Genomic DNA, 22,319 nt, shown 5'->3' on the forward strand with positions numbered 1-22,319 from the left:
TAAGTCATCATGGAGAAATGCTTTCAGCCTAAGGCATTTCCTCTCTGGCCATGTGTATTCTTAACTACTCTTCTCCATCATCGGCATTTTATGCAACAATTTTATTTTTTATGTTACGAATGAACGCTTACTTTGTCAATAAGAAAACGGCGATTTACGAGCGAGATAGTTGTTTTTTTAATTTTCGCACATCCTGCAATGTCAAACCGAATTCTGATGCAAGCTCATAAGCGGTATGATTCGCTTCTTTTTGTATAAATTCATGGAAATCGACATGAAATAACTCGCTTGCGCGTGCATGGGCATACTCGCCTTTGGCGCTGTTCCTCACTTTTTTCATCCCTTTCCTTGCTGAATGTACTACTTATCTTTCCCGCCCTATCAAAAAAATAAAAGGATTTTTTCTTTTTTTGTAGAACTGTAATAATCCCACCACTTTACAAAGGAGGCTGTCATGTGAAAAAAGCGGCTTATGTTCTCTCAGTCGCTCTATTTCTGTTTTCTCTTCATGTTTCTGAGTGGGCGGAAGCAAAGATGATTGTCACTAAAATAGATCGCTTAAACGTGCGGGAAGGGCCAGGGCTTTCTTATCCCGTCAAAAAGCAGCTAAGCAAAGGGCAGAGATACACCGTCGTCCAAGAAACGAACGATTGGTTGCAGCTAAAGCTCAATGAAAGGGAAACGGGATGGGTAGCTGGACAGTATGTCTCTAGTGTGAAGGAACAAGTAAAAGCGGCCGTTGATCGGCTTCGTGTTCGTTCAGCCCCAAACAGCCAATCTAAAATACTTGGCTACTTAAAGCTTGGACAAACAGCAACAGTCATTGAAACGAAAGAGGAATGGACAAAAATACAAACAGGCTCGCTTGCCGGTTGGGTGTCGTCTCATTACTTGACTGAAAGCGCTAGCGCAGAAAACACGCAATTTGGAACCGTTGCCGCTGATACGTTAAACGTGCGCGCAGAGCCTTCCCAACAGGCTGCTGTTGTGGCAAAAATGACATTTGGGCAACAAGTGACCATTATTGGAGAAACAGGGGACTGGTATCAAATTCAAGCAAATGGAAATATCTCCGGTTGGGTGTATCGCGCATACATAATGACAACTTCTTTTTATATTCAAGTGTTGGACGACGATACGAACATCCGAACAAAACCGTCGCTTTCAGCAAGCGTGCAAATGCGAGCGAAAAAGGGGCAACAATATCGGGTCATTGCCAAAGAAGGAAACTGGTACAAAATCGAGCTTTCTGGCCAACAAAGCGGCTATATTGCTGAGTGGGTGGTATCGATCGTCCATAATAACAACAGAAGCAACGGCTCGATCAAAAACAAGACGATCGTGATTGATCCTGGACATGGAGGCAAAGACAGCGGCACGATCGGAAGCAACGGCTTGATGGAAAAAACGTTAACACTAAAAACGGCTCGTCTCTTGAAAAACGAATTGCAATCGGCTGGCGCCAACGTCGTTCTTACACGAGAAAACGATACGTACGTTTCTTTGCCAGATCGCGTAAAAATCGCCGAGCAGTGCCACGCGGATGCTTTTATTAGCATTCATTATGATAGCTCCCCAAATGGACTTGCGAGCGGGATGACCGTCTATTATTACGACGCTCAAAGCGATTATCCATTGGGCTTATCGCTCGATCCTGTTCTTTCTGAAACAGAGACGGTTCCATATCGCGGCGTTCGTTTTGGCGATTTTCATGTCATTCGGGAAACGACGATACCATCTGTTTTGCTTGAGCTAGGATATGTAAGCAACCCGACGGAATTAAGCACAATTGCTTCCGATTCATATCAACAACAAGTCACGAAGGAAATCGTTGACGGACTCAAACGCTATTTTAGCAACTAACTATTCTGATAAAGAAGGAGACGCCTCATGAAAAGTGTGATCGGATTGATTGGAAGCACGATCATGATTTCTATCATTGCCGTTCCGCATATCATTCACGGTCCCACCTTCGATAGAGTGTTGGGCACGGCCGCGTTATTGACACAGTTCATGGTGCTTTTTTATACCATTAAAGATGCCAAAAAACAAAATAATCATTTTTGAAAAATTTTATAGTTTGATGTCCTTTTTCAAACAAAAAAGCGGGTAACATGTTCGTTACTCGCTTTTTTGTTTGCTTTCGACGATCAGCGTCACCGGACCATCATTCGTTAAACTGACTTCCATCATGGCACCGAACTGGCCTGTTTCGACCACCACACCTTTTTTTCGCAGTTCTTCATTAAATGTTTCGTAAATAGAGAGCGCCTGCTCCGGTCTTGCCGCTTCCATAAAATTCGGGCGTCTTCCTTTGCGGCAGTCGCCGTACAAGGTAAACTGCGAAACCGATAAAATCGCGCCGCCTACATCTATCAATGAATGATTCATTTTGCCGGACTCATCCTCGAAAATGCGCAAATTCACAATTTTGTCGGCGACAAACGCCGCATCTTCTTCCGTATCATGATGCGTTACCCCGACGAGAAGCACAAGTCCAAATTCGATGCTGCCGACCGTTTCTCCGTTCACTGTTACTTTGGCATTCTTCGCACGTTGTACAACTACTCTCATGATCGCATTTCCTTTCTAATTGTTCATAATCCGCTGTACCGAATAAATATCCGGGATTTGCTTAATGCGTTCTACGACTTTTTGCAGATGGCTCACATTTTGAATCGCGATCGTCATATGGATCGTAGCAATTTTATGGCGATGGTCGGACCTGCCGGAAACAGCAGAAATATCTGTTTTCGTCTCATTGACCGCCTGTAGCACTTCGTTTAACAGGCCGCGCCGGTCAAATCCTGAAATTTCAATTTCCACGTTATATTCTCGGTTTGTTTTCGTGTTGCTTTCCCATTCAACCGAAATGAGGCGATCCTCTGCTTCTTCTGATTGAACGTTCGGACAATCGGCCCGATGGACAGAAACTCCGCGTCCTCTTGTAATAAATCCGATAATTTCATCGCCAGGAACCGGATTACAGCAGCGTGACAAGCGGATTAATAGGTTGTCGATTCCTTGCACGCGGATGCCATAGTCGCGCTTCTTGCCGATCGGTGTTTTGATTTCTTGCGTCGCTTCTGCCAGTTTCTTTTGCTGCTCTTCTAAATCGCGTTGCTTCCGCCATTTATCTGTTAACCGATGAGCGATTTGAGCTGCGGTAATGCCGTGGTAGCCAACGGCGGCATACATATCTTCCTCGTTGGAAAAATTAAATTTTTCCGCAACTCGTTTGACGTTTTCGACCGTTAGTATATCTTTCACATCAAACCCAAGGTTGCGAATTTCCTTTTCAACGAGCTCTTTTCCTTTTTCAATGTTTTCTTCACGCCGCTGCTTTTTGAAAAATTGGCGGATTTTATTTTTTGCATGGGACGTTTGCGCTAGTTTCAGCCAATCTTGGCTCGGTCCGTACGAATGCTTCGATGTTAAAATTTCGACGATGTCGCCAGTTTTTAGCTTGTAATCTAGCGGAACCATCTTTCCGTTCACCTTTGCGCCAATCGTTTTGTTTCCGATCTCTGAGTGAATCCGATAAGCGAAATCGATCGGCACTGAACCCGCTGGCAATTCGATCACATCGCCTTTTGGTGTAAATACAAACACCATATCCGAAAACAAATCTACTTTTAGCGTCTCCATAAATTCTTCGGCATTGCTTGCATCGTTTTGCCATTCTAAAATCTCGCGGAACCAAGAAAGCTTCTCTTCAAACGAATTTGGTTTGACCGCTTTTCCTTCTTTATAAGCCCAATGGGCCGCAATCCCGAATTCGGCAATTTGATGCATTTCAAATGTGCGAATTTGCACTTCGAGCGGCTCGCCCTTCGGCCCGATGACGGTCGTATGAAGCGATTGATACATGTTTGGCTTCGGCATCGCAATATAATCTTTAAAGCGTCCTGGCATTGGCTTCCAGCATGTATGAATGATTCCGAGCACTGCATAGCAGTCTTTAATGCTATTGACTATGATACGGACGGCGAGCAAATCATAAATTTCATTAAACTGTTTATTTTGCAGCACCATTTTTCTGTAAATGCTGTAAATATGCTTCGGCCTTCCGGAAATTTCTCCTTTGATCGACAACTCGTTTAGCCGTTCGCGCACTTCCTGAATCACTTCTTCCAAGTACTGCTCCCGTTCTGCCCGCTTTTTTTTCATTAAATTTACAATGCGATAATATTGCTGCGGGTTCAAATAGCGGAGCGACGTGTCTTCAAGTTCCCATTTGATCTTGGAAATTCCAAGCCGATGCGCAAGAGGAGCGAAAATTTCTAACGTTTCATTGGCGATTCTTCTTTGCTTCTCAGCCGGCAAATGTTTGAGTGTCCGCATATTATGGAGACGGTCTGCCAATTTAATTAAAATAACTCGAATATCTTGAGCCATCGCCAAAAACATTTTTCGGTGGTTCTCCGCTTGCTGCTCTTCGTGTGATTTATATTTAATTTTCCCAAGTTTGGTTACGCCGTCAACGAGCATCGCCACTTCATCGCCGAACGCTGCCTCGAGATCTTCTTTCGTCGCATTCGTATCTTCGACAACATCGTGTAAAAAACCAGCCGCAATTGTGATCGCATCCATTTTTAAATCCACTAAAATTCCCGCGACTTGAATAGGATGGATAATATACGGCTCTCCCGATTTTCGGTATTGTTCTCGATGAGCCTCCTTAGCAAACTCATACGCTGCCTTGATCAGTTCAACGTCTTTTTCCGACAAATACCGCCCCGCCTGCTCAATGACTTGTTCCGCCGTTAACACCTGTTCGTTGGCCATGAGATCACCTTTATATATAATTTAATACCATTATCGTGAAAATTTTGTCAGATGTAAAGAATTGCTTAACATGAAACTAATAAGAAAGAGCACCCGTTAGAGTGCTCTTCCCAAACATCTCTTCTTACCATTTTAGCGAAATTAAAGGCGGATGTCGATGGTTAGAATTGCATTAATGTTAAAATATCGTATCCTTCCAATTTTTTACGTCCTTCAAGATATGTGAGCTCAATGAGAAAAGCGATGCCAGCGACCACACCACCTAGCTGTTCGACAAGCTTAATCGTCGCTTCAATCGTTCCCCCCGTCGCCAGTAAATCATCGGTAATTAATACGCGTTGTCCCGGTTTAATGGCATCTTTATGCATCGTTAATACATCTTTTCCATATTCTAATCCGTATTCAACACGAACGACTTCTCTTGGAAGTTTTCCCTCTTTGCGCACCGGAGCGAATCCGACACCAAGCGCATAAGCAACAGGACAGCCGATAATAAATCCTCTCGCTTCCGGACCGACGACAATATCAATTTCTTTTTCACGCGCGTACTTCACAATTTGATCCGTTGCGTACTTATATACTTCCCCTTTATCCATAATCGTGGTGATATCTTTAAACATAATTCCTGGCTTAGGGAAATCAGGAACAATTGTTACGTATTGTTTTAAGTCCATGACAGTTCTGCCTCCTCATATGTCCGCAAACCGTTTATCTCACAAAAGGTTCGCTTTAATTGTTCATACGATGAATATAAAAACATATTTTCCAGCTCTAGTTGAGCCTGCTTTAAGCGATATGTTGGAGAATCCGTCAAGTCCCGTTTCTTCGGCTTTGGTACTGGAGAAACAATTCCGTTTTGAATCGTAACGAACTGCAATTCTAGAAATACTTGCACCATAAATTGAATCGTTTCTTTCGTCCACCCGCGAGAGCGCGCAACTTCTGCACCGTACCTCTCTAAATGAAACGCGCCCCGCTTCAGCAACAGCGCATAAAACCATTTAAAATGATCGCGTGTTGGCAGCGTGCTGAAGAAATGGGTCTCCCTTTGATAGAATAACGCATAAATGCGCTCAGGTAAACTAGAACTTAATAAAACTTTAATCATTTCGACAGATGGCGGTAAATCAAGCAAAACAACGTACCGTCCCTCAATCGAACAGCGTCTTGCTTCCTCGACAGATTGAATCACACATATTTCGTTACGATAATCCCCAAGCCGCAGCGCCTCGATTGTTTCACGGTGAAAAGCAATAAACAGCCGTTTTTCAACAGGCAGCGACAAAAACAGGGAACTTGCTTGCCTCGCCCCGCGCATATCAAATAGCTGCCATTCTCTTACAGCCGCATCACAAATCATGAGCTGCGGTTTTCGCACATTGTTCCATTCATTGAGCGACAACGATCCGACAACGGACACGCGGGCGTCTCGGGCAATTTCGTCATACAAATACCCGTATCCAAAGCCGACAGCATCAAGCACCGCGTCGCCTTGTTCAAACACGATTTTCAAATGCGTTTGATCGGCGCCAATTTTTCGCATCGTCTGCACAGCTGCTTGTTCAATTAAAATAAGAGGTTTCGGGTTATCGACACCGAATGGGGCTAACATCTCGATCTGTTCGAGCGTCCCTATTGTAATATCGCTAATAGAGCAAGCGGCATCTACTGAGGTAATCGGAATAAAATCGGCAGCGGTTAATGTGTCCCGCGCCGATGCATTAAGACGGTTGCGCAATTCAGCGACATGTTCAAGCGAAAGCGTCATTCCCGCCGCCATCGGATGCCCGCCAAAATGCGGCAAAATATCGCGGCAAGCTGATAAATGCGCGAACATATCGAAGCCTTGAATGCTTCGCGCTGAACCTTTGGCAATTCCTTTTTCCCGATCGATGCTTAAAACAATCGTTGGGCGATAAAATCGCTCGACCAGTTTGGATGCGACAATACCAACAACCCCCGCATTCCATCCTTCCTTTGCCACTACCAGCACGTGATGCTCATCCGGTGGAAATTGCGTTTGGATTATTTCAATGGCTTCTTCAGTAATAGCATTAACAATTCGTTGCCGCTCCCTGTTTAGCGCTTCCATTTCTTTCACTAAGAGGCGCGCTTCTGTTTCGTCTTCGGTTACCAATAAGCGAACCGCCGGTTCAGCATCTCCTAATCGCCCAACTGCATTGATGCGCGGGGCAATGGCAAAACCGACTGTTTCTTCATCCACTTCTTCAAGACTAGCTCCACATTGTTTCAAAAGCAGACGGAGTCCGATACGATTTGTTTTCCGCAATTGCTCAAGCCCTTTGACAACAAGCAGACGGTTTTCACCCGTAAGCGAAACAAGATCAGCAACCGTCCCAATTGCCACAACATCAAGTAGATGATTCGGTACACTCCCGAGTAAGGCGTGCGCCACTTTAAAAGCGACGCCTACCCCTGCCAATTCATGAAACGGATATGTACTTCCCGGTTTCTTCGGGTGAATAATCGCAAGCGCATCCGGAAGCGTAGGCCCTGGCTCATGATGGTCGGTCACAATCACATCCATTCCTAATTCATTCGCCAATGCTACTTCTTTCACTGCTGCAATTCCTGTATCAACGGTAATAATAAGCGAAATGCCCTGCTCTTTTGCCATGCGAAACGCTTTTTCGTTCGGACCATATCCTTCAGTAAAGCGATTTGGTATATAAAAATCGACGTTCGCTCCAATCTCTTTTAAAGCGCTCAACATAACAGTCGTGCTGCTGACTCCATCAGCATCATAATCTCCAAATACAAGAATTTTCTCGCCGTCACGTACTGCCTGCTGAATTCGCGCTACTGCTACGTCCATTCCGTCAAGCAAAAACGGATCATAGAATGACTGTTTTGCCGGATATAAAAACGCATCCGCTGCCTCGGCTGTGTCAATTCCTCGATTGATAAGCAAAGAGGCCAGAAGCGGAGCGATATTCAACTGTCGCGTCAATTCATTGATTTTATCTGCACAAGGACGTTTCACATCCCAGCGAGTTTTTGCTGCTAACATGTCCCCCACCTCAACTCCCCCTATTATACAAAAGGAGATAAAAGTGGGCAATGAAATTAATCGGTTTTTTTTGGATGATATGGATTGATGTGTACCATGACATTTTCTACGTTGGGCAGTTTAAGCAACCTTTCTTTCACTCGTTTTCCAATCCGATGTCCTTCTTCTACTGTGAGAAGAGGATCTACTGCGATCTTTAAATCCACAATGACATAATGTCCGTGCTCACGTGCGTGCAACTCATGAATTTGTTTGACTTCCGGAAACTTCAATACTGCTTCCCGAAGATGTGTCGTATCTTCCTCATGCAACACGTGATCCAACGTTGTGTGAATCGATTCTTTTCCAAGAATCCAGGCCATTTTTAATACAAGTAAAGAAACAAATAAACCGGCAACTGGATCGGCATAAATCAGCCAGCCAACTCCTAATGCGTTTCCAATCATGGCCGCTGTGATTCCAACTAGCGCTGCAATGGAAGAAAATACATCGGATCGGTGTTCATATGCATTAACAATAATCGCATCGCTATTTAATTTTTTTCCTAAACGATATTTGTAGCGGAACATCGCCTCTTTGGCAATAATCGAGACAATGACAACATATACGGCAATCATCGTTGGCGGCTCAAGCGGCTTGAGAAATGCTAAAAACGATGAACGAGCAATTTCAATACCAACAATAAATAGAAGTACCGCTACTATAATAGCAGCCACTGATTCTGCTTTACCGTGGCCATATGGATGATCTTTATCCGGTGGTCTTTTCGCAGCGCGCAAGCCGACCCATACTGCAAGAGAGCCAGCCACATCAGAAGCGGAATGAACGGCGTCGGCAATAAGTGCTTTACTATTTCCAATAATTCCGGCTCCCGCCTTTATAACCGCTAGCACAATGTTTCCGACAATTCCGACGATCGCTGCAAACTCTGCTTGCTTAAAACGTTGTTCTTTTTCCACCATCCTCTTCCTTTCATAAAAACATCATTTACGCTTATTTTGTCCCATTTTTATATTCTCACTATAAAAAACAGGGCGCTCTTCTCAGAGAACGCCCTGTTCTAATCACATTTACACTTGCGGTTCGAGGTCTTTTTCCGGCCGCTTTTTCACTTTTCCTTTTTTCAACTGATTGCCTTTCCAAACGACCCACAGCTGCGAAGCGATAAAAAGGGATGAGTAGACGCCGGACACTAAACCGACTAAAAGCGCTAAATTGAAATTGCGAATCGCTTCACTGCCGAAGATTAATAAGGCAATAACGGTAATAATAACCGTAAGCACCGTGTTAATGGAGCGTGTAAACGTCTGTTGCAATGCCCGATTCACGATATGTTTCAAATCATCGACTGTTTTCACTTTCCGTTTTTTCATTAAATCGCGAATACGGTCAAACGTTACGATCGTGTCATTAATTGAATAACCGATGATCGTTAATACGGCCGCGATAAACGTCAAATCGACTTCAAGGCGAGTCAAGCTAAAGAACGTTACAATGATAAACGCATCGTGCAATAATGCGATAATGGCTGCAAGCGCCATATACATTTCAAAACGGATCGTCACGTAAATAATGATGCCGATTGACGAAATAATGACGGCAATTAATGCATTTCTCGCAAGTTCTTTTCCGACCGTCGGCGATACCGTGCTGACGTTTGGTTCAAATCCATATTTCTGCTTAAAATGGTTTTTAAGTTCAGAAATTTCTTGTTTGTTCAACACCCCAATAAAGCGGGCAACACCAACTTCTCCCTTATTTCCGGACAACACAATATCTTTTGGTTCAAGATGCAGCTTATGAAATTCTTCTTGTAGCTGCTGGACATTTAACTTTGAGTCGCTCATTACTTCGACGCGCGTCCCGCTTGCAAAATCAATGCCGAGATTTAACTTCATCGTCAATAGGGCAACAATCCCTACTATTGTGAGAGCAATAGAAAGAATAAAGAATTTTTTGCTATGTTTAACAAAGTCAAGACGATCGAATTTCGTCGGCACTTCTGTATGTTCATTCGTCTCAGCGATATTTAAAATTTCTGATTTCTTCACTCCGAAATATCCCGGCTTGTTGTGAAGAATGCGGCTGTTAACAAGCAGGCCCAACAACAAACGCGTGCCATAAACAGCTGTAATAAAGCTCACTAAAATGCTGATAATCAGCATCGTTGCGAACCCTTTGACAGAGCTTGTCCCGTAAATAAACAACACGACGCCGGCAATAATGGTTGTAATATTAGCATCGAAAATCGTCATAAATGAACCTTTATTTCCTGTGCGGTATGCCGACATAATCGATTTGCCGAGCTTAATCTCTTCTTTAATACGCTCATATGTGATAATATTGGCATCGACCGCCATCCCGACTCCTAAAATAAGGGCGGCGATTCCTGGCAATGTTAGCACGCCGTTCATCCAATCAAAAATAAGCAAAATTAGATAGATATAAACAGATAACGTAATAACAGCAATAATCCCTGGCAAGCGGTAGAAAGCGATCATAAACAAGAAAATCGCCGCTACGCCAACAATGCCCGCAAAAATCGTTTTTTGCAAGGCGTTTTCACCAAATTGCGCACCAACTGATGTCGAATAAATTTCTTTCAATTGCACCGGCAGCGCACCGGCATTCAACAAATCAGCCAGTTGTTTCGCTTCACTAACAGTAAAGTTCCCGACAATGGATACGTCCGTTTGATCGAACACTTGGTTGACCGCTGCAGCGGAAATATACTTTGGCTTCGCCTTTCCTGCCTCTTTTGCATAAGAATCGACACCGTCTTTAAAATCGAGCCAGATCACTAACAAGTTGTTTGGCGGCCCCATTTTATATACTTTTTCCGTCACTTGTTTAAACTTGTTGGCATCTTTTAATTTGATCGCAACGCTTGGCTTTCCATGCTCGTCGAATGAAAGCTTCGCCCCTCCTTCGGCAAGATCGCTTCCATCCATCAACACGTGATCGTGCACGTCACGAAATGTCAGCTTCGCTTGCGTCGATAAAATTTTCCGCGCCTGATTTTGATCCTTCACGCCAGCAAGCTGCACGCGAATGCGGTTTTTCCCTTCGGTTTGTATGTTTGGCTCGCTCACACCGAGCACGTTAATCCGCCTATTTAAGGCGCTCACTGTGCTTGTAAGCGTATCTTTGTCAATTTTGTCGCCTTTTTTAGCTGGCTTTACCTCATATAAAACCTCAAAGCCGCCTTGCAAATCGAGACCCAATTTCATATTTTGTAAAATTCCTTGAATCGTTGTTCCCATCGTACCGCCTAAAAGCAGCAACAAGAGGAAAAACGCAATGATGCGACTTCTTTTTACCATAAAAAATCCTCCTTACGTCGTGAACAAACGTCGCTATGTAGCTATAAGTTTCTTTAACATTCCTAATTATGACGCAGTGCGCAAATGCTGTCAATTTTGCACATTATTATAGTAATTCGCTTAATATCGTTTCTAAATTGTTGTCTTCGCCAGAGCGCTGCGTACGGTACGACTCTGCTGTCAAAAACGCCATATATTCTCCAATTGAAAGCGATAAAATGTCATTTACAAATTCATAGAGTTTTTTTTCATCATCTATCTTTTTCCATTTTTTATTGCACAAACAGTTCCAAATTTGTTCAATTGTCACGTGATCATAACCAAGCAGGCGAAACTCATCATACTTGCACTCGACTGCTGGCATTAACTGTTCGCGTAACGCCTCCATTCGTTTTTGCTCCATCATCACCGCTCCCCATCTTATACCGCAATACTTGTCATGCTTGTTCACATATCGTGCATATAGTTAATTGTATAAAAGATCGTCTTATTTGAGAAGGGAGGGAAAGACGATATGTCCAAATTTTTGAAAGGGACGCTTATTCTAATCGTCGCTGGCTTAATTACACGGGTGCTTGGCTTTATTAACCGCATCGTTGTCGCTCGCGTGATTGGCGAAGAAGGCGTCGGTTTATATATGATGGCTGTTCCCACACTCGTATTAGCCATTACAATTACACAAATGGGCCTTCCTGTAGCGATTTCCAAATTAGTCGCCGAGGCGGATGCAACCGGTGATCAGCGGAAGGTGAAGAAAATTCTTGTTGTTTCTTTAGCAACGACAGGTGGCCTCAGTATTCTCTTTTTTCCAACAATGGTGCTACTTGCGCCTCTTTTAGCCAAGACGCTATTTACTGACCCGCGCACATATTATCCGCTGCTAGCCATTTCTCCAGTGGTCCCAATCGTCGCCGTCTCCTCTGTTTTGCGCGGATATTTTCAAGGGAAACAGCAAATGAAGCCATATGCCTACTCACAACTAATGGAACAAATTGTCCGCATTAGCTTAATTGCATTTTGTACAAATCTTTTCTTGCCATATGGCATCGAATATGCGGCCGCAGGCGCCATGTTTTCATCAGTGATCGGCGAATTAGCATCGCTCGTTTATTTGATGTATATGTTTAAGCGCAAAAAGAAAATAAAAATTCGTCCGCAGTTTTTCAGTTATGCTAAATCTGGAAAAGAGACATTTATTAGTTTAATGCGCATCGCTTTGCCGACGACTGGCAGCCGCTTAATCGGTTCTATCGCATGGTTTTTTGAGCCGATTGTTGTCGCCAATAGTTTAGCAATTGCCGGAGTCGCCACCGCTTTAGCGACAAAACAGTACGGCGAACTGACAGGATACGCCCTTCCATTATTAATGCTCCCGTCGTTTATCACATATTCTTTATCAACTTCGCTCGTTCCTGCCATTAGCGAAGCTGCTGCACGGCAGCAGTTATTCATGATTGAACACCGCGTCCAACAGGCGATGCGGCTTTCCCTGATTACAGGCGGATTAGCGACTATTGTCCTTTATGTATTTGCGGATCCACTCATGCAGCTCATGTATGGCACGAGCAATTCGGCCATTTTTATTAAAGTAATGGCTCCGTTTTTTCTTTTTTATTATTGCCAAGGCCCGCTTCAGGCAGTACTGCAAGGTCTCGATTTGGCAAAAGCAGCGATGATCAACAGCTTCATCGGCTCCGTTGTAAAAACTGTTTGCATTTTTGCCTTAGCGACAAGGCCAAGTTTAGGTATTATGGGAGCGGCGCTTGCCATCTCTATTGGTACGGTTCTTGTTACGCTCCTTCATTTTGCGACAATTGTCAAAGCCATTTCGTACTCGATTTATCTGTTTGAGTACATTTATACACTTTTAATTATGGCGATAGCTGGAGCAGTCGGGCATATCACTTTTCATTATTCATGGTCTTCACTTCCCATCAATATGCGAACACTGGCATCGATAATCGTGACAACAGTCGTCTACACAGTGCTTTTAATCATTTTCAAGCTGCTCAAACGGGAGGAATTGGCCCGCATTCCACTCCTTCGCCTCTTTTTTAGAAAAAACTAGACAAGATGATTCTAAACATGTCCCTTGCCGAATATATTGTTGCTAAAACAGCTCAAACGGGGGGAGAAGCATGTCGCGTTTCGGCCGGGCTATCATCTACGGAGTGGCAACAATTTTTTTATTGGCATTCGTCATTAGTTTAGTATTATCATCTCTTCTTAAATGGACGAACATCTCAGAATCTTCATTGACGTGGGTCATTTTTGCCGGGTCCGTTTTATCGGTGTTTGTCGGCGGATTTGTTGCTGGCGGAAAAGGAAAAGAAAGGGGATGGATTGTTGGCGGAGCAACAAGCATATTATTTACGTTAATTGTATTTTTGTTCCAATTTCTCGGACTAGAACAGACGTTTTCCGCGAAACAATGGATCTATCATCTCGCTTTTCTAGTAGCAGCCATGTTCGGTGGAATTATGGGAGTCAATGTATCCTCCACACGCGGACACACTCATTGACAGTCCATGAACTTTAAGAAAACAAAAGGCTACCTTTCGTCGAAAGGCAGCCTTTTTTCCATTTATTTATTTTCTGTTACGACTTCACGAACGGCAGAACGATCATATGTAAGACGAGTTCCGTCTCCTGCACGGATGACGACTTTGTTTTCATCTAATGAGTCGATAATTCCATGCAATCCGCCAATCGTTACAATTTTGTCGCCTTTCTGCAGATTCGCCTGCATCTGCTGCACAGCGCGCTGACGTTTTTGCTGCGGGCGAATGAGCAAGAAATAGAAAATCGCGAACATTAACACAATCGGTAAAAGATTCACAAGTGATGCCATCGTTTTCCCCCCTTTCTAAAAGTTTTTCGCATTTGGTTGATTAAATCCATATCGTTCGAAAAATTCCTCGCGGAAATCGCCGAGGCGATCCTCACGAATCGCTTGTCTCACTTGCTCCATTAATTTTATCAGAAAATAGACATTATGGTAAGAAGTTAAGCGAATACCAAATGTTTCATCGCATTTAATCAAATGGCGAATGTAAGCGCGCGTATAATTGCGGCATGTATAACAGTCGCAGTTCGGGTCAAGCGGCGTGAAATCGCGCGCGTATTGCGCATTTTTAATCACCACGCGCCCTTCGCTCGTCATCACCGTTCCGTTCCGGCCGATGCGCGTTGGCAAGACGCAATCAAACATATCAATGCCGCGGATCGCCCCATCGATGAGGGAATCCGGAGAGCCAACTCCCATTAAATAGCGCGGTTTATTAGCCGGCAAGAGCGGTGTTGTAAATTCGAGCACCCGGTTCATAATTTCCTTTGGCTCCCCAACCGACAAACCGCCTACAGCATAGCCTGGGAAATCAAGAGAAACAAGATCTTGTGCGCTTTGTTTGCGCAAATCTTCAAATTCGCCCCCTTGAACGATGCCAAATAACCCTTGTTCATTAGGGCGCTTATGGGCTTTTAAACAGCGTTCCGCCCAGCGGCTTGTCCGTTCAACAGACTTTTTCATATATTCATACGTCGCCGGATACGGCGGGCATTCATCAAACGCCATCATAATGTCAGGGCCGAGCGCATTTTGGATTTCCATCGCTTTTTCAGGCGAAAGAAATAGCTTATCTCCGTTTAAATGATTGCGGAAATAAACTCCCTCTTCTTCTATTTTGCGAAACTCGCTCAAACTAAATACTTGAAAGCCGCCTGAATCCGTCAAAATGCCACGGTCCCAATTCATAAATGAATGCAGCCCGCCCGCTTCTTTCACGATTTCATGGCCCGGGCGGAGCCATAAATGATATGTATTGCTTAAAATGATGCCTGCGCCCATTTCTTTTAATTCTTCCGGCGACAACGTTTTGACAGTGGCTAATGTTCCAACTGGCATGAACATCGGTGTTTCAAACGATCCGTGCGGGGTGTGGATCATGCCGAGCCGTGCCCCTGTTTGTTTACACGTTTTAATCAGTTCATAACGAATGGGTGTCAAATCGGTAGCTCCTTTCCTAGATAATTAACATGGCATCCCCGAAGCTAAAGAAGCGATAGCGCTCTTTCACCGCTTCTTCATAAGCGCGCAACACGTTTTCACGTCCGGCTAAGGCGCTGACAAGCATAATCAGCGTCGATTTCGGCAAATGGAAGTTTGTGACCATGCCGTCAATCGCTTTAAACTCGTAGCCCGGGTAAATGAAAATATCGGTCCAGCCGCTTTCAGCGACAAACGTACCGTTATGGCGGGACGCGATCGTTTCGAGCGTACGCGTCGACGTCGTCCCAACCGCAATAATTCGTCCGCCCCGCTCTTTTACTTCATTTAAAAGGCGTGCCGTTCCCTCTGTCATTTGATAAAATTCGGCATGCATATCGTGCTCCTCGATGTTTTCAACATTGACAGGACGGAACGTACCAAGGCCGACATGAAGTGTAATAAACGCGATATGAACTCCTTTTTGACGAATATCTTCAAGCAGTTTCTCCGTAAAATGGAGCCCCGCGGTTGGCGCTGCGGCTGAGCCGCGCTCGCGAGCGTATACAGTTTGATAGCGTTCACGGTCATCTAGCTGCTCTTTGATATAAGGTGGAAGCGGCATTTCACCGAGCGATTCCAACACTTCGTAAAAAATGCCGTCATAGAAGAATTCTAACATTCTTCCGCCATGTTCGAGCGTCTCGCGGCAAATCGCTGTGAGACGACCATCGCCAAAGATGATTTTCGTTCCTTCCTTGACACGCTTGGCCGGTTTCACGAGCGTTTCCCAGCGGTCTCCTTCCACTTGCTTTAACAAAAGCACTTCAATTTTGGCCCCTGTATCTTCTTTTTCGCCATAAAGGCGCGCCGGCAATACCCGTGTATCATTTAAAACAAGACAATCCCCTTCACGTAAATACGATAAAATCGCTCGAAAGGTTTCATGTTTTGTTTCACCTGTACGTTTGTCAAGCACCATTAATCTTGACGCTTCCCGATCTGGAAGAGGAGTTTGGGCAATTAATTCCTCAGGTAAATAAAAATCAAACAAGTCTATTTTCATAAACGCTCACCTTCTCCTTTTTTGAAATTAACGAAAGCGGCCAATAAGGTAAAAAATAAGCGAAAGCACGACACTCAAAACGATCGACGTTACAACCGGAAAATAAAAGGTTGTATTCCCTTTTTGAATGACAATATCTCCTGGAAGTCTGCCTAGTTTAATAAATTGCATGAGAAAACCGACAACAATGAGAATGGCACCGATCGTCATAATCATTTTCGGAAAGCTGCTCATCATTTGGGAACCTCCATTCCAAAATGTTCATAGACGCGATGAGTGACGATGCGGCCGCGCGGAGTGCGCTGCAAAAAACCGATCTGCAACAAATATGGTTCGTACACATCTTCGATTGTTTGCGCCTCCTCCCCGATGGTGGCCGCAATGGTATCTATTCCTACAGGACCGCCGCGAAACTTCTCGATCATCGCTCTCAATAATTTATGGTCAATATGGTCAAGTCCTAAACGGTCCACTTGCAATGATTCGAGCGCCTCGACTCCCAGTGCATACGCAATCATACCATCGCCCTTCACCTGGGCAAAATCTCTCACTCGGCGCAACAGCCGATTGGCAATGCGCGGCGTGCCGCGTGAACGGCGCGCAATTTCAAAAGCAGCCGCCTCCTCAATCTCAACCCCAAGAATATCCGCTGTGCGCTTGACAATTTGCGCAAGTTGCTCAGGTCCATAGTACTCAAGACGGCTTAGCACGCCAAATCGATCACGAAGCGGTGCAGACAGCGCTCCCGCCCTTGTCGTAGCGCCTACGAGCGTAAACGGCGGCAAATCGATGCGAATGGAGCGCGCCGCCTCGCCTTTGCCGATCACAATATCTAAGCAATAATCCTCCATGGCTGGATACAACACTTCCTCAATCGAACGATGGAGGCGATGGATTTCGTCGATAAACAGCACGTCTCCCGGCTCAAGAGACGTTAAAATGGCCGCCAAATCCCCAGGACGCTCGATGGCAGGGCCTGACGTCGTGCGCAGCTGAACGCCCATTTCGTTTGCAATAATAGCTGCAAGCGTCGTTTTCCCAAGCCCGGGCGGTCCGTATAAAAGCACATGATCAAGCGTTTCTCCCCGCATCTTTGCCGCTTCAATAAACACTTTTAAATTTTCCTTTACTTTATCTTGTCCAATATAATCGCGCAACAGTTGCGGACGAAGGCTGTATTCGAGCGACACATCTTCGCTCGAGGCACCGCTTGATACAAGACGCTCTTCCATCGTTCTCCCTCCCTACTTTAATAATAATTGTAACGCGCGCTTAATATATTGATCGGTCGACAACGTTTCCTGTTTTAAAATTGGTGTGATCTTCCGAATTTCCCGTTCCGCATATCCAAGGGCCTTTAACGCCTCGATCGCTTCATCAAGGGCAGTAGACCGATCGATATGTTCCCACTCAGCAAATAAATTTGGCATCGCATCAGGCATCACATGCTGCAATTTTCCTTTTAAATCTAGAATCATTTGTCTCGCCGTCTTTTTTCCCACTCCTGGAAATTTGCATAAAAACGCTTCATTTTCCTCCTCGATCGCTTGCACTAACCGCCTTACATCTCCGGTAGCTAAAATGGCAAGCCCGCCTTTTGGGCCAATTCCGGAAACTTGCAAAAGCTTAGCAAACAGCGTCCTTTCCTCACGCGTGCGAAAACCGTATAAAGCGATCACATCTTCACGTACATAATGGTATGTATAAACCGTCATGATTGTATCACGACTCGGCCGAAACGAAAATGGATTCGGGACAAAAATTTGATAGCCGACTCCATTTACCTCCATCACGATGTATTCGGGACAAACATAATCAATATATCCTCTTACAAACTCAATCAAGATCGTTCCCCTCTCCTTTTTCTCACTGTTTTTCATTTTACCATATGATTTTTAAAAAGCGAATGTATATTCCTCTTTTCGCAAAACAAAAAGACTTATCAAAATCGATAAGTCTTTTACGGATTGAGCGCAAACGGGCGATATGTTTCAATAATATCTTGATATCGCGCTTTTGAAACAACACGAATGCCTTTTTTCAGACGCTGTTGCTGATGGCTTTCTAGTCTTTTGATATCAATTTGAAAGAATGACTGAATGACACGCGATGATTTGCTTGGCTTCCCTTCGAAAATTGATAGCGTTCCATCTTCCGTTAACCCAAAATATCCATTCGCTTTTAATAGCGGGGAAATATCGTGAACCGTTTTTTGAAAAACGATTTGCTTATCATCGAGATCAACAAGCTGCCATCCTTTATATTTTTCCCATAGATCCTTCATCGACGCTACAGCTTCTTTTTTAACTTCTTCGCTCACTTCCCCGTCTAAATACATCCGCTCTAAAATTACAGTCATTTCCGCTTTAGGTGCCTGAGCAAATCCAAGTGAAGAGCCTAACAGCGGAATGGAAGCGAGCAAGCAAGCAAGCAAAATGCGCATTGCTTTCCCCTCTTTCTTGGTAAAGATGAAATGTATTTCTAGTTTCACCCTGTTCGCAAAATTTTATCCGCACAAAAAACGCTCACTCGAAATGGAAGGTGAGCACTTTATCTTGACTCTTCAATAAGTCGTTGGCGATCAAGAAAATGCGGCGGCTGCTCAAGCCAGCCTCTTTCGATCATCAAATTAAGCCCATCTTCCGCGTACGTGCCAGCTTTGCCCATAAGAGTGGCGTAAAGAGCCGCTACATCCCGCCGCATCGTTAGCGCCAGCGCTTGCCCATACATGGCAATCCCCAAGCTTGACAGCGCATTAATTAAAAAGAGCATCAGCTGTTCTGAAAATGGGGCGGTGGTTGAATCAGTCACGACCGTATCCCACGTCATTGATGCGGGAAGATCAGCTTCTTGGAGAACATCAAAAATGGAAACCATAATATCAGAACAAACCTTTTTCCCGCGCAAAAAGAAATTTCGAATCTCGGGATCTTGTGCCACTTGCGCAAAACCGATTAGTGTCGCTTGGGCAATTCTATTGTTGATCGAGTTCGCAACTAAATATGCTGCCTCTACTGCTAACAGCGGCCTTCTTCGCCCGAACCATCCTGTTAGAAAGTTTTGTTTCTCAACATAATCCACTTTTTTCGGATAAGACATGTAAGGGGGACGAATATAGACTCCTTTTTGCTTCATCACGTCGCGCACGCTGCGATTGACTTCAATTGCGTCTTGGATAAATTGGGTAAATAATTCATGGATATCCCGGCGAGATGCCATCACAATCGACGTCATATGGGAAGAAATTTTGAACTGGGTCATTTGGTTCGCATACTCGAGATAAAACACATCCGAAAAAAGCTTGGGTGCGTTCAAATTGACATGCTTGTCGATTGGAAACCCCTCCGGTTTCACAATTCCTTCTTCGCTCAACAATTGCTCAATCTTATTAAGATGGTTCCCGACAAGCTGAAGCATTTGTTCAACGATCATTTTTACTTCTTTGTCTTCAACCGTATGTTTAAAATGGGTCATTACACACTCTACCATGCTGTCTTGCATGCATAAATTCCATATATTAGCGATTTCAGCGCTTGTTAACTGCACTTTCGTCGTTTCCATGGTCATCCCTCCATTTGACCATTATTATGCTCTGTAAAAAAATGAAGTATGTAAAAAGAAAAAGAAATCGCCGATAGGAGCGATTCCTTACGCTTATTTTTATTCAATCATTCAATCTCCGATTCGTCTAAATTGTGGTACACTTCCTGCACATCGTCATCATCTTCGAGCATATCGATGAGCTTAAGCATTTTCGTTAAGTCATCGCCGGAAAGTGTTGTGTACGTTTGCGGAATCATAGTAATTTCAGCAGTTGCAAACGTAAACCCGTTTGCTTGAAGCTGATTTTTCACCTCTTCAAAATGCTCCGGTGCAGTATAAATTTCAAAGGAATCTTCCGTTGTTTCCATTTCCTCCGCTCCCGCCTCAATCGCTTGAAGAAGCATCTCATCTTCGTCGATAGTCAGTTCTTCGCGGGCAATAACAAGCAATCCTTTTCTTTCAAATAAATAGGACACGCATCCGGTTTCGCCAAGATTTCCTCCATTTTTGGAAAATGCTACACGAACGTTTGAAGCGGTGCGGTTTTTATTCTCCGTCAAACAGACGACCATGATGGCGACACCGCCTGGACCATATCCTTCGTAACGAATTTCTTCGTAGTTCGCCTGCTCTTGATTGCCGGTCGCTTTCTTGATCGCCCGTTCAATATTTTCGTTCGGCATATTGGCCGCTTTAGCTTTTTCAATCACGAGACGTAAGCTGGCATTTGCATTTGGATCGCCGCCGCCCATTTTTGCTGCGACATAAATCTCCTTCGCCAATTTCATAAACAGCTTGCCGCGTTTCGCATCTTGTGCATTTTTTCGACGTTGGATATTTTTCCATTTGGAATGTCCAGCCACTTTCAACTTCTCCTCTCACCACACGAATTTCCAATACTAATATAACAAAAAAACGGGAAGCGGTAAATTTCACATAAAAAAGGAGATGCCTGCAAAAAGCATCTCCTTCGGTTATTATCTTGTATTCGCTGGACGTTCAATAATTTTTCCGTTATAGAAAATCGTTTTTAAATCGCGTTCGATTTCGTCAAATGGGCGGCCATATCGTATGTTGTTATCGATGACTCGGGCGCGTTGATACATGCTTGGATTGGACACAACACGCACATGTTTGCCTCTTGTATACGGCGCAATCGCTTTAGCCACCCGCTGTTCTACTTGGTTTTTATTCGCTTCATTTGTCCGAATAGCTACAAGCACATGATTTTTATAAACGAGCGCGCGGGCATCATCGACTTTTTCGACCTTAGCTGCTTGCTTCGCTAACGTCTCGGCCAAACGTCCGTCATAATATCGGTAATAGGAAGGATGCGTCTTACCGTTGTTCATGGAGTTTAAATGACCATGGTAGTTTCGATCCGTTGTTTCCCCGAAATTCGCCCTGCGCGGCAACGACGGAGTGGCCATATCGTAACGATCCGATGCATCATAACGGCCTTGATTCGTGTTCGTATCCAATAAATCAGACAGCGGGCCGTTCCGGTTATCGATGATATAGGCATTTCCGTGGTTTTCCCGATTCATCCCGTAACGATTATATGCATCTTGTCTGTCAGTCGAATAATAACCGATCGGCCGCGTATCATCACGATAACGGGTCGTACGGTCTTCCGCATAATTAGCGCATGCTGCAAGTCCGCTTACACAACAAAAAATGCCGATTGTCGCGATTGTCCTTCTCAACGGAAAACCCCCCTTATTTGCCTCGGGTCAAACATATCGACCCATTTTTAGCTTGGCAAATAGGGGAGAGTTTTATCGCTGTTAGTTAGCGGCAAAAATGTATGCGGGCTTTTCTGTGATGCCAAGAAAACTAAAATTTTGGCGGTGCGGCAGCCAATTGCCGCTTATGGTGCGACCGATTATGTAATTTTTCAATAATGAGACGATCTTTTTCAGGAATTTCCTCCCCTTTTAAATACTTATCAATCATCTCATAGGTTGTTCCCATCTCATTTTCGTCCGTTTGCCCTTCCCAAAGACCGGCGCTCGGCGCTTTCGTAATGATTTCTTCAGGGACGCCGAGGATACGAGCCATTTCGCGCACTTCCCCTTTGGTAAAATGAACAAGCGGAACGAGGTCGACGCCTCCATCTCCGTATTTTGTAAAATATCCTGTATGCCATTCGGCCGCATTATCCGTTCCAACAACGATGTAGCCATAGTTGTTTGCTACTGCATACAATGTCGTCATGCGCAAGCGCGCACGCGTATTGGCATCGCCAAGGCGCGCCGTTTCTTCATTCCATTCGCCTTTTTCTTTGAGCTGTTTTTCGATTTCGCTAAACAGCGTTTGATGTGTTTCTGTTAAATCAATGATTAAATGTTTGATTCCGCAGCTTTCTACTACTTTTAAGGCGTCTTCTTTATCTTTCGGATTGCTTTTGCACGGCATAATTAATCCTAGCGATTGGTCTGGAAACGCCCGCTTAATTAAATGAGCAACAACAGCTGAATCAATTCCCCCGCTAATCCCGACAATCGCTCCATTTAATCCGGCTTTGTGCACCTGTTCACGAAGCCACTCAATCAATTTGGAAATTTTTTCTTCCATCCTAAT

23 protein-coding genes and 1 other annotated feature (1 of these 24 running past the window's edge) are annotated in these 22,319 nt (G+C 44.3%); of the genes, 4 read left to right on the top strand and 19 right to left on the bottom strand.

The genetic code is table 11. The features are described 5' to 3' along the window. Nucleotides 1-90 (bottom strand) — a binding site (T-box leader) (it extends 140 nt beyond the left edge of the window). Nucleotides 91-154: 64 nt separating this feature from the next. Further along, nucleotides 155-340, bottom strand: coding sequence for a hypothetical protein (locus tag N667_RS18155; protein ID WP_084278802.1), 186 nt, complete (start codon nucleotides 338-340; stop codon nucleotides 155-157). Nucleotides 341-456: 116 nt separating this feature from the next. Between N667_RS18155 and N667_RS0101510 the strand changes: the two genes are divergently transcribed. Both N667_RS0101510 and N667_RS19690 read left to right on the top strand, forming a co-directional pair. Continuing rightward, nucleotides 457-1,863, top strand: a complete 1,407-nt coding sequence (locus N667_RS0101510; RefSeq protein ID WP_027407921.1) for an SH3 domain-containing protein — start codon at nucleotides 457-459, stop codon at nucleotides 1,861-1,863. Between the two features lie 27 nt (nucleotides 1,864-1,890). Then, complete coding sequence (locus tag N667_RS19690) at nucleotides 1,891-2,067, top strand: hypothetical protein (protein ID WP_156936073.1); 177 nt, start codon at nucleotides 1,891-1,893, stop codon at nucleotides 2,065-2,067. Between the two features lie 54 nt (nucleotides 2,068-2,121). Here N667_RS19690 and dtd read toward each other — a convergent pair whose 3' ends face one another. The 7 genes from dtd to N667_RS0101550 all read right to left on the bottom strand — a co-directional run bounded on the left by dtd (nucleotide 2,122) and on the right by N667_RS0101550 (nucleotide 11,545). Next, a complete protein-coding gene (gene dtd, locus N667_RS0101520) occupies nucleotides 2,122-2,574 on the bottom strand; it encodes a D-aminoacyl-tRNA deacylase (RefSeq protein WP_027407922.1) in 453 nt (150 codons plus the stop codon). Nucleotides 2,575-2,589: 15 nt separating this feature from the next. Continuing rightward, a complete protein-coding gene (locus N667_RS0101525) occupies nucleotides 2,590-4,788 on the bottom strand; it encodes a RelA/SpoT family protein (RefSeq protein ID WP_027407923.1) in 2,199 nt (732 codons plus the stop codon). A 161-nt stretch (nucleotides 4,789-4,949) separates the two neighbouring features. Further along, entirely contained in the window at nucleotides 4,950-5,462 is a 513-nt protein-coding gene (locus N667_RS0101530) for an adenine phosphoribosyltransferase (RefSeq protein WP_027407924.1), read from the bottom strand. Then, entirely contained in the window at nucleotides 5,453-7,819 is a 2,367-nt protein-coding gene (gene recJ, locus N667_RS0101535; RefSeq protein WP_027407925.1) for a single-stranded-DNA-specific exonuclease RecJ, read from the bottom strand. The genes N667_RS0101530 and recJ overlap by 10 nt, the downstream gene beginning before the upstream one ends. Before the next feature lie 56 nt (nucleotides 7,820-7,875). After that, a complete protein-coding gene (locus N667_RS0101540; protein ID WP_027407926.1) occupies nucleotides 7,876-8,778 on the bottom strand; it encodes a cation diffusion facilitator family transporter in 903 nt (300 codons plus the stop codon). A gap of 111 nt (nucleotides 8,779-8,889) precedes the next feature. Then, a complete protein-coding gene (gene secDF / locus N667_RS0101545) occupies nucleotides 8,890-11,142 on the bottom strand; it encodes a protein translocase subunit SecDF (protein WP_027407927.1) in 2,253 nt (750 codons plus the stop codon). A gap of 106 nt (nucleotides 11,143-11,248) precedes the next feature. Continuing rightward, the gene (locus N667_RS0101550; RefSeq protein WP_027407928.1) at nucleotides 11,249-11,545 is read right to left on the bottom strand and encodes a post-transcriptional regulator; all 297 of its coding nucleotides are present in this window, start codon (nucleotides 11,543-11,545) and stop codon (nucleotides 11,249-11,251) included. Between the two features lie 111 nt (nucleotides 11,546-11,656). Here N667_RS0101550 and spoVB point away from each other — a divergent pair, with 111 nt between their 5' ends. Then, nucleotides 11,657-13,210 (top strand): stage V sporulation protein B, encoded by a 1,554-nt coding sequence (gene spoVB, locus N667_RS0101555; RefSeq protein WP_027407929.1) that lies wholly within the window; start codon nucleotides 11,657-11,659, stop codon nucleotides 13,208-13,210. A gap of 70 nt (nucleotides 13,211-13,280) precedes the next feature. Further along, complete coding sequence (locus N667_RS0101560; RefSeq protein WP_027407930.1) at nucleotides 13,281-13,664, top strand: TIGR04086 family membrane protein; 384 nt, start codon at nucleotides 13,281-13,283, stop codon at nucleotides 13,662-13,664. A gap of 62 nt (nucleotides 13,665-13,726) precedes the next feature. On the opposite strand, the gene yajC is transcribed toward N667_RS0101560, so the two are convergent. From yajC to nadE, 11 genes are all read right to left on the bottom strand, one after another. Beyond that, the gene (yajC, locus tag N667_RS0101565; protein WP_027407931.1) at nucleotides 13,727-13,993 is read right to left on the bottom strand and encodes a preprotein translocase subunit YajC; all 267 of its coding nucleotides are present in this window, start codon (nucleotides 13,991-13,993) and stop codon (nucleotides 13,727-13,729) included. A 15-nt stretch (nucleotides 13,994-14,008) separates the two neighbouring features. After that, nucleotides 14,009-15,148 (bottom strand): tRNA guanosine(34) transglycosylase Tgt, encoded by a 1,140-nt coding sequence (tgt, locus tag N667_RS0101570; RefSeq protein ID WP_027407932.1) that lies wholly within the window; start codon nucleotides 15,146-15,148, stop codon nucleotides 14,009-14,011. 16 nt (nucleotides 15,149-15,164) lie between these two features. Then, nucleotides 15,165-16,193 carry a tRNA preQ1(34) S-adenosylmethionine ribosyltransferase-isomerase QueA gene (gene queA, locus N667_RS0101575; RefSeq protein WP_027407933.1) on the bottom strand — a complete coding sequence of 343 codons (1,029 nt, stop codon included), beginning with the start codon at nucleotides 16,191-16,193 and terminating at the stop codon, nucleotides 15,165-15,167. A gap of 27 nt (nucleotides 16,194-16,220) precedes the next feature. Then, complete coding sequence (locus tag N667_RS0101580) at nucleotides 16,221-16,427, bottom strand: DUF2905 domain-containing protein (RefSeq protein ID WP_084278833.1); 207 nt, start codon at nucleotides 16,425-16,427, stop codon at nucleotides 16,221-16,223. After that, entirely contained in the window at nucleotides 16,427-17,425 is a 999-nt protein-coding gene (gene ruvB, locus N667_RS0101585) for a Holliday junction branch migration DNA helicase RuvB (protein WP_027407935.1), read from the bottom strand. Before ruvB ends, N667_RS0101580 begins: the two co-directional genes overlap by 1 nt. A 12-nt stretch (nucleotides 17,426-17,437) precedes the next feature. Then, on the bottom strand, nucleotides 17,438-18,037 hold the full coding sequence (gene ruvA, locus N667_RS0101590) for a Holliday junction branch migration protein RuvA (RefSeq protein WP_027407936.1): 600 nt from the start codon (nucleotides 18,035-18,037) through the stop codon (nucleotides 17,438-17,440). Nucleotides 18,038-18,153: 116 nt separating this feature from the next. Then, on the bottom strand, nucleotides 18,154-18,636 hold the full coding sequence (locus tag N667_RS0101595) for an intercompartmental signaling factor BofC (RefSeq protein ID WP_027407937.1): 483 nt from the start codon (nucleotides 18,634-18,636) through the stop codon (nucleotides 18,154-18,156). Nucleotides 18,637-18,743: 107 nt separating this feature from the next. Next, on the bottom strand, nucleotides 18,744-19,754 hold the full coding sequence (locus N667_RS0101600) for a DUF3231 family protein (RefSeq protein WP_232223869.1): 1,011 nt from the start codon (nucleotides 19,752-19,754) through the stop codon (nucleotides 18,744-18,746). Between the two features lie 107 nt (nucleotides 19,755-19,861). Then, nucleotides 19,862-20,599: a YebC/PmpR family DNA-binding transcriptional regulator gene (locus N667_RS0101610; RefSeq protein ID WP_027407939.1), complete on the bottom strand. Its 738-nt coding sequence runs from the start codon at nucleotides 20,597-20,599 to the stop codon at nucleotides 19,862-19,864. Nucleotides 20,600-20,713: 114 nt separating this feature from the next. Beyond that, entirely contained in the window at nucleotides 20,714-21,442 is a 729-nt protein-coding gene (locus N667_RS0101615) for a YhcN/YlaJ family sporulation lipoprotein (protein WP_051529920.1), read from the bottom strand. A 130-nt stretch (nucleotides 21,443-21,572) separates the two neighbouring features. Beyond that, nucleotides 21,573-22,313, bottom strand: coding sequence for an NAD(+) synthase (gene nadE, locus N667_RS0101620; RefSeq protein WP_027407941.1), 741 nt, complete (start codon nucleotides 22,311-22,313; stop codon nucleotides 21,573-21,575). Nucleotides 22,314-22,319 lie beyond the last annotated feature (6 nt).

It is taken from the genome of Anoxybacillus tepidamans PS2 (assembly GCF_000620165.1).
Taxonomy (GTDB): domain Bacteria; phylum Bacillota; class Bacilli; order Bacillales; family Anoxybacillaceae; genus Anoxybacteroides; species Anoxybacteroides tepidamans_A.